This is a genomic window from Pseudofrankia inefficax (assembly GCF_000166135.1).
Taxonomy (GTDB): domain Bacteria; phylum Actinomycetota; class Actinomycetes; order Frankiales; family Frankiaceae; genus Pseudofrankia; species Pseudofrankia inefficax.
Genome location: NC_014666.1, coordinates 1208071 through 1221218 on the forward strand (window position 1 = coordinate 1208071; position 13148 = coordinate 1221218).

The following is a 13148-nucleotide window of genomic DNA, read 5'->3' on the forward strand; positions in this document are numbered from 1 at the left end:
GCGCCAGAAGCGGCAAGAATGTCGCGGTCCGGGCCAGGTTGCCGGCGCACGAAGGGGAGCGTGCGTCGCCGCGCGGCTCCCGGCGGCCCACGTTTCGCATTCGGAGCCGGGCGCGCCGCCCGCGTCGGGAACTCTGGGCACCGCATCATTCGTATGGCTCTTCAGAAGCCCCGGTGCATGTCGCCCGGACGGGCGAGCGCCCGGTCCGGCCGAGTATGGGCAGTAGGCTGCCGCTCGTACCGGCAGCGAGCCAGGGTGTGGGTGCTCGGGGCGCCGAAGCCCCGTCCGCACGGACAGCGGGAGGAAAACAGTGGGAGTCAGCCTCAGCAAGGGCGGCAACGTCTCGTTGTCGAAGGAGGCACCTGGCCTCACGAGCATCATGGTCGGTCTCGGCTGGGACGCTCGGACGACGACCGGTTCGGACTTCGACCTCGACGCGAGCGCGATTGCGTGCCGCGCCGACGGTCGGGTGGTCTCCGACCAGTACTTCGTCTTCTTCAACAATCTGCGTAGCCCGGATGGCGCGATCGAGCACCAGGGCGACAACCTCACCGGCGCCGGCGAGGGTGACGACGAGCAGGTGAAGGTCAACCTCGCCACCCTGCCGGCCGAGATCGACAAGATCGTGTTCCCGGTCTCGATCTACGACGCCGAGTCGCGGCAGCAGAGCTTCGGCCAGGTGCGCAACGCGTTCATTCGCATCGCGAACGAGGTCGGCGGCGCCGAGATCGCCCGGTACGACCTGTCCGAGGACGCCTCGACCGAGACCGCCATGATCTTCGGTGAGGTCTACCGGCACGGCGCCGACTGGAAGTTCCGCGCGGTCGGCCAGGGCTACGCGACCGGCCTGCGCGGCATCGCTCAGGACTACGGCGTCAACGTTTAACGGCAAAGCGGCCGGAATGGGCGCGTCGCGCCCGTTCCGGCCGTAGCTCGGTGCGGCCGGTCGGGTCGTATGGGTGGCCGGGCCGGTCGCCGCCGTGATTGTTCACATCTTGTCGGCCGCTTGTCAGCTTTGTCCCAGGTGGGGCTGGCTACGATGCGAGGGCCGCGCACCATCTACGAGCGTGTCGTCGGTCGTTTGTCTGGTGCGGCCTCGGTCCGCCGGAGCTTCCCACGGGCCGTGGGGAGCGGGCGGGCGGCCGGCAAGCCTTGTCGGGCGCGGCTGACGGCGGCGTCGATCAAGGCGGTGCGGTGGACTCCGGCGGACCGGAGCCGCAGCGCCACAGGCGCCGGCCGACCATCATCCCTTAGACCGGTCCGCGGAGGTGCAGGTCCTGGTGCACATCTTGCGGATCTTCGGCTGGTCGTTCGCCGTGACCGCCGTGGTCGTCGCTGGCGCCGGCGTGATCGGCGGAGGGCAGGCCGCGGCACTCGTCGCGATCCTGGCCGTCCTCGAGATCAGTCTGTCGTTCGACAACGCGGTCATCAACGCGACGATCCTCGGCCGGATGAGCGCCGCCTGGCAACGGATCTTCCTGACAGTCGGTGTGCTGATCGCCGTCTTCGGCATGCGGCTGATCTTCCCGATCGTGGTCGTCGCGCTGACGGCGCATCTGAGCCCCTACGACGTCTTCGACCTGGCGGTCAACCACTCCGACCAGTACGCGGACAAGCTGCACGCGGCCCATCCCGCGATCGCCGCGTTCGGCGGGATCTTCCTGTTCATGATCTTCCTGGACTTCATGTTCGACAACGAGCGTGACGTCCAGTGGCTGCGCTGGCTGGAAGAGCCGCTGCGCAAGGCCGGTGCCCTCGACGTCATCCCGGTCGTGCTCGGGCTGGTCGCGCTGCTGGTCGTCGGCGAGTGGTTCTCCGGCGGCCACACCGAGCAGGTCTTCGTCGCCGGCGTCGCCGGTCTCGCGACCTACCTGGCCGTCAGCGGCCTCGGCGAGTTCTTCGAGTCACGTGGGCTCGGCGCCGAGGAGGACGACGGCGACGAGCCGGCCACCGCTGGCACGGGCGGGGCCTCCAGCACTGCCCTCGCCACCGGCAAGGCCGCGTTCTTCCTCTTCCTCTACCTCGAGGTCCTGGACGCGAGCTTCTCGTTCGACGGCGTCGTCGGCGCGTTCGCGATCTCCCAGAACATCTTCATCATCGCCGCCGGTCTCGGCATCGGGGCGATGTACATCCGGTCACTGACCGTCTTCCTGGTACGCCAGGGGACGCTGTCGGAGTACGTGTTCCTCGAGCATGGCGCTCATTACGCGATCGGCGCCCTGGCGGTGATCCTCGCCGTCTCGATCGAGAACGACGTGCCCGAGATCGTCACTGGGCTGATCGGTGTCGCGTTCATCGGCCTCGCGTTGCTGACCTCGATCCGCCACCGCAGGAAGAACGCGGACCAGGACGGGAACTCCGACGAGAGCTCGGCACCCGAACCGGTCGGCGCCAGCTCGTGACCGAGCCGCGGCTGGGTCCCCGGCGCGAATGTTGGCCGGGCGGAGCCTGACCGGGACCAGACACGTTGTCTGGACAGGGCAGGTGGACGCGACCGGCGGTCCGCGCCGAGTTGGCCGCTGTGCAGAATGGTCGGCGGGATCGTCGGGGGTGTTTGGTGGTCGGCCCGGGGCGGCAGGTAAGGCCCCAGGCCGACCAGTGCTCGGGAAGCCGCGCCACCCCTACCGGGGGCCGGGTCGATGGTCCGAGGAGGCTCTCCCGGGCGCCCGGCTGGCGGCGGCGGACGACGACCGCGAAGGAGCGGACATGGCTTTCGACAACCCGAACCCAGGGGCCACCGGCGGGCCAGGCGGCGCGACGCCCGGGGTGTCCCTGAGCAAGGTCACCCTCACGAAGTCCGCGCCGAGCGTGTCGCTGTCGAAGCAGGGCGGCGGCGGTCGGCTGCACGTGAACCTGAACTGGCAGACGGGTGCCCCCCAGAAGGGCGGCTTCCTCAAGCGCGTGCTCGGTGGCACCGGCGGGATCGACCTCGACCTCGCCGCCCTCTACGAGCTCAGCGACGGCCAGAAGGGGGTCATCCAGGCCCTCGGCGACACGTTCGGATCCTTCGACGCCCCGCCGTTCGTCGTGCTCGACGCCGACGACCGCACCGGGTCCGCGGTCGGCGGCGAGAACCTGTACGTCAACCTGGCCCGGGCGGGGCAGATCCGCCGGGTACTGATCTTCGCGTTCATCTACGAGGGCGTCGCCTCGTTCGACCAGGCCAACGCGGTCGTGACGCTGACCCCCGCGCAGGGCGCGCCGATCGAGGTCCGCCTCGACGAGCAGGCCGGCGGTTCCCGAATGTGCGCCATCGCGCTGCTGACGAACAACGGCGCCGGCGACTTCACGGTCAGCCGGGAGGTCAAGTACGTCGGCGGCCACCGTCAGCTCGACGCCCTCTACAACTGGGGCCTCAACTGGACGCCGGGCCGCAAGTGACCGAACCACGCCGCAGGCGCGACCGGGCGGGTCGCTGGTTCCCCGGCTCCGACCCGCTCGGTCCTGGCCAGGGCGACGGCCCGGACGCCGGTGAGACCACCAGCCTTCCCGGGCTCTCCGGCGCGGGCGGCTCGCCGACGGCGCTGCCGACCGTGCCCGCCGGGGCGTTGCCCGGCATCATGACCCCGCCGGACGGCGTGCGCGGGGTTCCCGGCATGGTCGACGTCGCCCGCGGGCCCGCCCGGGGCGGGGAGCCCGACCCGGGCGGCCCGCCGCGTGGCACATCGGGGCTTCCCGGGGTCAGCGGCCGAGGCTCGATCGACAGCCTCCCGCCGTTCGTCGAGGCGGGGCCGTATGACTACGACGCCTACGTGGACGCGGCGACCGGCCCGGACTGGGCCGCCGCGCCGACCCGCGGGCCGGCCCCGCAGCCCGGCGGCGATCGGTCAGGCAACGACCGCCAGGGCAACGACCGGCAAGGCATCGATCGCCAGGCCGGCGACCGCCAGGCCGCCGAGCGCCAGAGCGCCGAGCGTCAGGTGGGCGATCGGCCGGGCAACGACCGGCAGGGCGGCGAGCGGGCCCTGGCGGGGGACACCGGCCCGGCCGCCGGCGGGCCGACCGGTCCGCGGGCCGCCGGTTCCGGCGACCTGGTCGAGGAGCTCGCCGCGGTGGGCCGCCGGCTCGACGAGCTGGCCCGGCTGCGCCGGCACGACGTGGAGCTCGTCGACCGGCTGCACGAGGAGAACGGCAAGCTGCGCCAGGGCGAGCTGACCGAGGCGATGGGCCCGCTGCTGCGTGGCCTGATCCGGCTGCACGACCAGATGTCCAGCCTCGGCGGGGACGACCCGCAGAGCGTCGCCGGCATCCTGCGCAAGCAGCTGCTGCAGGTGCTCGACATCTCCGCCGACGTGCGCCCCTACATCGCGGTGCCGGGCAGCCCCTTCGACCCGACCCGCCACCTCGCGCTACGCGGGATCGCCACCGACGACCCGGCCCGCGACCGCACGATCGCCCGCGGTGTCCGGCCCGGTTTCGTGCGTGGCTCCTCGACGGTCCTGCGCCCGGCCGAGGCCGAGGTGTACCGCAACCGTTGATGAGGCACGACGGGTCGATCCGGCTGAGGACGTACCGTGTCGCCCTGGTGGCCTGATGCGCCCGAAATGGGGGCGGTGGCGGCCGGCCGGGTAGCGCTAGGTACAAAACTCATGGGCAAACAGTCAGACCAGCGCGTCGCCGGTTGGCCGTGACAGAACACGGCCGGCGTCCGGGTGGGCGGCGGTGATGACAAACGCGGCGCCCGGGCGCCGCGTCGGAAGGGACGGTGGCGGCGTGGCAGACGGCCCGCACCTGGCCTCAAGCGACTCAGGCCCGCACGTGGCCTCAGGGAACGCAGGCCCGCACGTGGCCTCAGGAAACGCAGGCCCGCACGTGGCCTCGGGGAACGCAGGCCCGCAGGTGGCATCAGGGAGCGCGCAGCCGACCTCGGGCGACGGTGCCAAGGGCGCCAAGGTCTTCGGGATCGACCTGGGCACGACCTACTCGTGCATCGCGCGCCTGGACGAGTACGGCCGGCCGGACGTGATCCGCAACATCGAGTCGCAGCCGACCACCCCGAGCGTGGTGCTGTTCGACGAGGGCGCCGACAGCCAGGTCTCCTTCGTCGTCGGCACGCAGGCCAAGCGCCAGCTACGGATCCGGCCGGACGACGTGGCCAGCCTGGTCAAGCGGCACATGGGCACGTCCGACTGGCGGTTCGTCGCGCACGGCGTCGAGTACACCGCGGCCGCCGTCTCCAGCCTCGTCCTCAAGGCCCTGGCCGCCGACGCGGAGCGCGCCACCGGTGGGCCGGTGACCGACGTCGTCATCACGGTGCCGGCCTACTTCGGCGACGAGGAGCGCAAGGCGACCAAGCTGGCCGGCGAGCTCGCCGGGCTCACGGTCGTCGACATCATCAACGAGCCGACCGCCGCCGCCTTCGCCTACGGCTTCGCCCAGGACGGCGCGGCCGAGTCGACGGTGCTCGTCTACGACCTCGGTGGCGGAACCTTCGACACCACCGTGATCCGGCTGCGCGAGGGCGGCATCACCGTCGTCGCCACCGACGGCGACCACGAGCTGGGTGGCGCCGACTGGGACCTGGAGCTGGTCCGCCACCTTGCCCGCCGGTTCGTCGAGGCGCAGCCGGACGCCGGCGACCCGCTCGACGACGTCTACGACGAGCAGGAGCTGCTCACCTCGGCCGAGGACGCGAAGCTCGCCCTGTCCGGCCGGGAGAGCGTCGACGTGCTGGTCGTGCACGGTGGCCGGCGCACCAGCGTGACGGTGACCCGCTCGTCGTTCGAGGAGCTGACCAAGCCGCTGCTGGACCGCACGGTCGAGCTTACGGCGTCGGTCCTCGGCCGGGCGAAGGAGAAGGGTGTCGACCGGATCGACACCTGCCTGCTCGTCGGGGGCATGAGCAAGTCCCCCGCGGTCGCCCGCCGGCTCGCGGAGCAGTTCGGCCTCACCTGCAAGCTGATCGACCCGGACCTCGCGGTGGCCAAGGGTGCGGCCGTCTACGGCCAGAAGAAGGCGCTGGAGCGGGCCGTCCGCGAGGACCTGGTCAAGGCTGGGCGGATCGGCGCCGACGACGACCTGACCGCTGCCTCCGACGCAGACGTCGCCGCCGCGGCGGCCGAGCGGGCCGGTGAGGTCGGCCTGCCTGCCTCCGCCGTCGCGGACCTGGTGCGCACCACCGTCACCAACGTGACGTCCCGCGGCTTCGGCATCTTCGCCGAGGACCGGGGCCGGCCGGTAGCCGCGTTCCTCGCCCAGCAGAACGACCCGCTGCCCATCTCGGTCGCCAGGACCTTCTACACCGTCACCGACGACCAGACCGAGGTCGACATCCGGGTGTTCGAGCAGGGCACCGGGGTCGCGTCGCCGGTGATCGAGGACAACAAGGTCATCGTCGCCGGCGCGCTGCGCGGCATCCCGTCCGGCCACCAGCGCGGGACCCCCGTCGAGGTGACCTTCATCATGGGCCGCGACCAGACGATCGAGGTCCGGGCCACCCACCCCGGCACGGCCGACCCGCTGGTACTGCGGGTCACCGCCGGTGTGGGCAGCGAGGCGCTGCGCACCGCCGAGGCAGCGAAGGTCAACAAGCTCGTCGAACGCCGCGAATAGGCCGGAAGCGGCCGAACGGGCGCCAAGCGCCCGCGGCCGCTTCCGCCGACTCGGGCGCAGAGCGCCCTCCTCAACGCTGGATCGAGGCGGGCGGTGATGTTCGGGGTTGGCCGCGGTCCAGGGTCAGGATCTTGGTTGGGTTCGCGCATGGGTGCGCCCGTCCGCGATCTGTCTCGGACGGCACCGCGTTACGTGAGACGAGGGTGAGGCGTGAGCGCGGCTTTCGACGGCAGCGGTTACCGCCAGCGGGTGCTGGCGGTGCTGCGGGCGCGTTCCCCGCTGCGCATCGACGATCCGTTCCTCGTCGCCGACCTCGACCCCGAGGACAGCCACAGCGACGCCGAGGTGCAGGCTCGGCTCGCCCGCGTGCTCGGCTTCCTGCAGCGGGAGCGCGGCTCGGCGAAGTACGCCACGCTCGCCACCGAGCTGGTCCGCCGCCGGGCCGAGTGGGAGGCCCCGCTGCTCGACCCGGCGCAGCGTGACCGGGTCCGCGCGCTCGTCGTGGAGGCCCGCCGCGACGGCGAGACGGAGCGGCTCGCCAAGGTCGACGGGTACCTGGCCACGGTCCGGGAGAGGTTCGGCGGCATCCCGACCTCCCGGGTCGACGGGCTGCGCCGGCTGGCGGCCCAGGCCGGCGTGACCGGCGAGCGGTTCGACGTCCGGCTGGCGCGGGAACGGATCATCGAGGACGCCCCCGGCGCTCGGGTGGCTCCGTTGCCGGCCGACGCGCGTGGCCAGATCCGCGACCGGCTCGACGAGCTGCGCGCCCTGCGCCGCGGCGACCACGCCTCCACCGCCTCGCTGTGGGCCTTCCTCGGCGTCGCGCCGGAGTCGCCGCCGGCGCGGCTGGCCGCCGCCTACGAAGCGGTCGCCGCCGTGAACGCCCGCCGGCCGCACGACCGGGAGAAGACGGTCACCGCCGACCTGCTGGCGCTGGTCCGCGCCCGGCTGCTGGAGGCGGACCCCGCCGCGTACTCCGCCGGGCTGCTCGTGGACGCCGCCGACGAGCTGCGCGGGGCCGTCGAGGAGCACGTCCTGCTCGACGGCGAGATCACCGCTGTCGCGTTCGAGGGCCTGATGCGCCGGGCGCTGGCCACCGGGCGCGGGCTGAGCGCCACCCAGATCCGCACCGTCGTGCTCGGCCTCGCCCGCGACCTCGGGGTCCCGGTCAGCACGGGCGCGACGGTCGACTTCGTCGTCTGCCCCGGCTGTGCCCGCCCCGAGCCCGTCGGGGAGGTGCGGGTCTGCCGTTACTGCGACACCGACCTCTACATCGGCTGCCCCAGCTGCTCCCGGCTCACCGAGGCCGCGGCCGTCGTCTGCCGGCACTGCGGGCAGAGCGTCCGGCAGTCCAGGGACGCCACCGAGGCCGTCGCCGCGATCCGCCGGGCCCTCGACGAGGGGCGGCCGGCCCAGGCCGTCGAGCTCGTCGGCCGGGCCCGGCCGCTGCTGGTCGCGCTCGGCGGCCCGACCGGCGCCGTCGGCGAGGAGCTGGCCGCGCGGGCCGCGGCAGCGCTGGCGGCGGCGGAGGCCGGCTGGCGGGCGCTCGCCGACGACCGCGCGGCCGGCCGGGCCCAGGCCGCGCTGGACCGGGCCCGCTGGCTGGTCGCGCAGGCCGCCGACGTGCGCGGACCCGACGGCCGGGACGGCGCCGAGGTGCTCGGGGAGCTGACCGTCGCGCAGGCGATGATCCGCCGCCGGGTGGACGCGGCGCTCGGGCTGCCCCCGGCCCAGCGGGAGGCCGCGCTGGTCGCGGTGCTCGCGAGCGCGTCCGACAGCCCCGAGGCGCTCGCGGCGCTGGCCGCGCTGCCGCTCGCCGCGCCGGCCGACCTGGTCGCGGTGCCGACCGTCGCCACCGGGCCCACCGGCGCGGTGCTGCTGCGCTGGCGGTCCGCCGACACCGCAGCCCCGGTCTCGTTCCGGGTCGACCGGGTGGTCGCCGGCACGCTCGGCGTCCCGCCGACCCGGTCCGGCCTGGGCACGACAACGGTCGCCGAGCTGACCGACGCCGGCGCTCCGGCCTGGGTGCCGGTGTTCTACGAGGTGACGGCGTTCTCGGCCAGCCGTCGCTCGGCGCTCGCCCGGACGGCGCCGCTGGTGCTGACCCGTGAGGTCGAGCAACTGCGCGCGCAGCAAACCGCGGACGGCGTCCGGCTCACCTGGCGGCTCGACGGCCCGGTCCAGGTGGTCACCGTCGAGCGGGCCGTAGACGCCGTCGACGCCGTCGATCCGAGCGTCGTCCCGGAGGCCGACGAGGACGGCGACCCGGCGACCGGCGGCACCGTGCCGAGCGCGGCCCGCGTCGTCGACCGGTCCGTGCGGCACACCAGGGCCGGCGGCGGGACGCTGACCGACCCGGACGTCCAGCCCGGCGTCACCTACCGCTACCGGCTGTCGGTCGAATACGTCGCCGCCGACGGCATGCCGGCGCGCACGGCCGGGGTCGAGGTCTCGGTGGCGGTCGTGGCGCGGCCGCTGCCGGTCCTCGACCTGGCGGTCTCCTACTCCGCTGGCGGGACCATGCTGCGCTGGACGGCGCCGCCCGGCCCCGAGGTGCGGGTCTACGCGACCCCCGGGGTGCTGCCCGACATGGGCGCGCCGCCCGGCGGCCGGTTCGGACCCCCGCCGGCGGCACCGGTGGGACCGTTCGGGCCGGAGAACGTCGACCTGCCGCTGGAGGCGCTCACGGGCCCGGTCCGGCTTGTGGGTACCAGCCGCCGTGGCCGGCTACTGGACCCGGCGGCGGTCGGCCCGGTCGTGTACACCCCGGTCAGCGTGCTCGGCGGTCGCGGCGTCATCGGCCGCCCGGTCCAGCACATCGCCCCGGGCGGCGTCACCGAGCTGCGCGCCGAGGACCGTGGCGACGAGCTGGTGCTGTTCTTCCGGCTGGCGCCGGGCCTGACCGAGGCGCGGGTGCTGTGGCGGCGGGACCGCACCCCGACCGGGCCGGACGACCCGACCGCCTCTGCCGCGACCGTGACCGTCGCCGGCCTCCAGCCGCGCGGCGGCGGCTGGCGGTTGTCCGCGCCGCGCGACGGCTGGCCCTACTACGTCGCCTGCTTCCCGGTGTTCCGCGTCGGCGGGCAGCCGAGGGCCGCCGCCGCGGGCGCCGAGGTGGTCGTGCGGGCCCCGGCCAGGCCACGTGTCGACGCCGGCACGGCTCCGCCCCTGGCGGCCGCAGCGGCCGGACCGCTGGCCGCTCCCGAGCCGTCCTACCTCGCGCCGGTCCCCGCTGGCCCGGCGACCTCCGCGATCCCGGTCGCCGTGCCGACCGGCGCCCTGCCGATGCCACCGCCAGGCCTGGCCCAGCGGCCGGTCCCGTCGGCGGCACCGCTGGCCGGCCCGCCATTGACGGGGCCGCCGATCACGGGCTCACCGCTGGTGGGGCCGCCGCTGACGGGGTCGCCGCTGGTCGGCCCGCCGGTGACCGGGCTGCCGCCTCGGATGGGCGTCCCGGCGGCGGCGCCGCCAGCCGGCCCGCCGGCCATGCCGCTCGCGGCGCCGCTGGGCGGGCCCCTGCCGGCCGGCGCCCTGCCGCCTCCGGCGGTCACCGGGCCGGTCCCGGTCGTGGTCCCGTCGGCGCAGCAGCTCCCACCCCCCGGATTTCCCACGGGTACCGGCCCGAACCCGCTCCCCACGGCCACCGTCGGGCCGGACCGGCAGCCGGAGCGGCCGTTGCCGCCGATGGTGAATCCACCGACCGGCGCCGGCCTGCCCATCGTCGGTCAGGTGGGTGGCCCGCCCCGGCCCGGCCCCGCGTCGGCCGTCGTGCCGCCCATGCCCACCGTGCCGCCCATGCCCACCGTGCCGCCCATGTCGACCGTGCCGCCCATGTCGACCGGGCTGCCCATGTCGACCGGGCCACTGCCCAGCGCGCCAGGACCGGAGGAGGAGATCCCGAGCGGCCCCGGCTGGTTCCGCCCGGCGATGCCCGTCCCTGTGGTCGCCTTCCAGCCGTTCCCGGCCGTCCCGCCGGGCGAGCCCGGCGGGGAGCCTGCGTGGACCCCGTCGGTACCGGGTGACGCCGGCTCGGACCCCGCGGGCCCAGCGGGCCGGCTCCCGGCGCTTGGCGTGCCCGCCGGGCCGGACTCGCGCGCTGGCTGGACGCTGCCCGCGACCCATACCGACCTCTTCGCCCCCGCTGGCCAGGACGGCACCGCCGGGTTCGGCGCGCGGACCTGGCCGCCCGGGCTGGCCACGGTCCCCGGCGCCGCTGGCGGCACGCCGCCCGGCGGCGACGACGCCGGCCAGCCGGGTGCCGCCGGTGCTGCCGGTGCTGCCGGTCGGCCGGGCCGGTCCGGCCGGTCCGACTCGGCGGACGGCCTGCTGGAGGACCTGGACGACGAGGCTGACGAGGCCGACGAGCACGCCGACGACGATCGGTTCGACGACGACCTGGACGACGACGAGGCCGGCTCGGGCGAGCCCCGGGTGTCCTACTTCTCGACCCGGGCGGGCTGGCGTCGGCGCGTCCTTCGGGTGCGGGTCCGCACCGACGGCGCGGTGCCCGAGCTCGTGCTGGTCGCCCGGCCGGGGACGGTGCCGCCCGCCACTCTCGGCGAGGGCCAGGCGCTCGCCCGGCTCGCGCCGTGCGCCGAGCGAGCCACCAGGACGATGGACGTCCGGCTCGAGGGCGCCCTGCTGCCGTGGGGCATCCGGCTGCTGCCCGCGTCCGGAGAGGGCGGCGACCTCACGGTTGACCACCCGCCGGACGACGCGCTCGTCATTCGCTGAGCCGCGCTGTTCGCCGGATGGATGGCGAAATGTCATCCGCGCGAGCCGGATCGGGATGCGCGACGTATTCGACCGATCGGTCTTCAGTAATGTCCGCGCTCCGGCCCGGCTCCGGGTGAACCGAAGATGGCCGCCAAACAAGCCGGCGGCGGAGCACGGGTGGACCCTCCGGCCCGCGAGGCCGGGCCTGAGCCCGCTGTAGCCCAGCGTGTGACCCCTATTACTACACGTGTGTAGCAGTAGGTGAGCGGTTGATCCTCGTCCGGATCCGTGTTCACACTGGCGTAGATCGCGTGGGACGTGGACATTACAAGAAAATGTCGTGATGGCGTCAGTGACCCGTTTCCCGGCGGTCTTCGTCATTGTGGGGGTACGTTCCCCGCGTCGGGCGTTGCCCCAGGTCCGGCGGCGATCGGGGGTGAAGCCGGGCCGGCCCCGGGCGCGCAGCGTCAAGCCCGTCGAGCCTTGAAGGAGCCGCTCTGGTGCGACACTTCGCCTTCCTCGACCCGGCGGCTCGTGACGCGTTGTTCCACTGCCCGCCGAAGGAGATCAGCCGCGACGACGACCGCCGGCTGGTCGCCACGGCCCTCGGCGCGACGCTGTACGCACCCGGGACCCGGCCGAAGCTCGCCGACGACGTGCGCCGCCAGTCGGCGGCCGGCGTCGCGTCGATGGTCCTCTGCCTGGAGGACGCGATCTCCGACGGCGACGTGCCGGCGGCCGAGGCGAACGTGGTGCGCGCGCTCAACGAACTGGGTGAGAACCCGCCGACCGTCGGCGACAGCCCGGGCCTGATCTTCGTCCGGGTCCGCTCGGCCGAGCAGATCCCGGCCCTGGTCGCGGGCCTCACGCCGGCCGCCGCCGACGTGCTCGCCGGCTTCGTCCTGCCGAAGTTCGTCGAGGACTCGGGCGAGGTGTCGATGGCCGCCGTGCTGCAGGCCTGCGACCGCCTGGGCCGGCAGCTGTGGGCGATGCCGGTGCTGGAGAGCCCCGAGGTGATCCACCGGGAGACCAGGCTGGAGACGCTGCTGGGGGTGCGCCGGCTGGTCGACAAGCACGCCGACCACGTCCTCGCCGTCCGGCTGGGCGCGACCGACCTGTCTGGCCTCTACGGGCTGCGCCGCGACCGCGACCTGACCATCTACGACATCGCCGTGGTCCGCGACTGCATCGCCGACATCGTCAACGTCTGCGCCCGCGGCGGCGACCACGTCGTCACCGGCCCGGTGTGGGAGTACTTCGCCCAGCCGGAGCGGTTGTTCGTCAGCTCGCTGCGAGTCACCCCGTTCGCCACCGCCGACCTCGCCGACCCGGTCGTCCAGGGCCCCGCGATGCGCCGCGACCTGGTCTCGGCCGACCTGGACCGGCTGATCAAGGAGGTCGTGCTCGACAAGGCGAACGGCCTGATCGGCAAGACCGTGATCCACCCCAGCCACGTCGCGGCCGTGCACGCGCTCTACGTCGTCACCCATGAGGAGTACGAGGACGCGCTCACGGTCGCCGACGGCGAGACCGGCGGGGTCCGGCGCAGCAGCTACGCCAACAAGATGAACGAGCTGCGCCCGCACCGGCGGTGGGCCCAGACCGTGCTGCGCCGCGCCGAGGCCTTCGGCGTCCTGAAGGCGGGCCACACCTTCGTCGACGTCCTGGCGGCCAGCCAGGCGGTGATGTCGTGAGCCCGCGCGCAGCGGGAAGTATGAGCGGTCCTGTTTCCGGCCTGCTGGCGTCCGAGGGGCCGGCGTGAGCCCGCGCACAGCGGGATCGATGAGCGAGCCTCTTTCCGGCCTGCTGGCGTCCGGGAACCTGGCGTGAGCCCGCGCACAGCGGGATCGATGAGCGAGCCTCTTTCCGGCCTGCTGGCG

At 74.2% G+C, this 13148-nt stretch carries 7 protein-coding genes; all 7 read left to right on the top strand.

Going from position 1 to position 13148, the window contains the following annotated elements; translation table 11 throughout:
• Nucleotides 1–310: 310 nt before the first annotated feature.
• The 7 genes from FRAEUI1C_RS04850 (at nucleotide 311) to FRAEUI1C_RS04880 (ending at nucleotide 12962) form a co-directional block, all read left to right on the top strand.
• Nucleotides 311–886 carry a TerD family protein gene (locus tag FRAEUI1C_RS04850; RefSeq protein ID WP_013422163.1) on the top strand — a complete coding sequence of 192 codons (576 nt, stop codon included), beginning with the start codon at nucleotides 311–313 and terminating at the stop codon, nucleotides 884–886.
• Between the two features lie 394 nt (nucleotides 887–1280).
• Entirely contained in the window at nucleotides 1281–2402 is a 1122-nt protein-coding gene (locus FRAEUI1C_RS04855; protein ID WP_013422164.1) for a DUF475 domain-containing protein, read from the top strand.
• 304 nt (nucleotides 2403–2706) lie between these two features.
• Nucleotides 2707–3381, top strand: a complete 675-nt coding sequence (locus tag FRAEUI1C_RS04860; RefSeq protein WP_013422165.1) for a TerD family protein — start codon at nucleotides 2707–2709, stop codon at nucleotides 3379–3381.
• Nucleotides 3378–4478: a co-chaperone GrpE gene (locus FRAEUI1C_RS04865; RefSeq protein ID WP_013422166.1), complete on the top strand. Its 1101-nt coding sequence runs from the start codon at nucleotides 3378–3380 to the stop codon at nucleotides 4476–4478. Before FRAEUI1C_RS04860 ends, FRAEUI1C_RS04865 begins: the two co-directional genes overlap by 4 nt.
• Nucleotides 4479–4665: 187 nt before the next feature.
• Entirely contained in the window at nucleotides 4666–6552 is a 1887-nt protein-coding gene (locus FRAEUI1C_RS04870; RefSeq protein ID WP_013422167.1) for an Hsp70 family protein, read from the top strand.
• A 210-nt stretch (nucleotides 6553–6762) separates the two neighbouring features.
• Nucleotides 6763–11286: a zinc ribbon domain-containing protein gene (locus FRAEUI1C_RS04875; protein WP_013422168.1), complete on the top strand. Its 4524-nt coding sequence runs from the start codon at nucleotides 6763–6765 to the stop codon at nucleotides 11284–11286.
• A 482-nt stretch (nucleotides 11287–11768) separates the two neighbouring features.
• Nucleotides 11769–12962 carry an HpcH/HpaI aldolase/citrate lyase family protein gene (locus FRAEUI1C_RS04880; protein WP_013422169.1) on the top strand — a complete coding sequence of 398 codons (1194 nt, stop codon included), beginning with the start codon at nucleotides 11769–11771 and terminating at the stop codon, nucleotides 12960–12962.
• Nucleotides 12963–13148 lie beyond the last annotated feature (186 nt).

Bases quoted from the DNA above. Each gene is read 5' to 3' on its own strand.
- FRAEUI1C_RS04870 (WP_013422167.1), top strand. From the start codon at position 4,666: ATGACAAACGCGGCGCCCGGGCGCCGCGTCGGAAGGGACGGTGGCGGC.
- FRAEUI1C_RS04860 (WP_013422165.1), top strand. From the start codon at position 2,707: ATGGCTTTCGACAACCCGAACCCAGGGGCCACCGGCGGGCCAGGCGGC.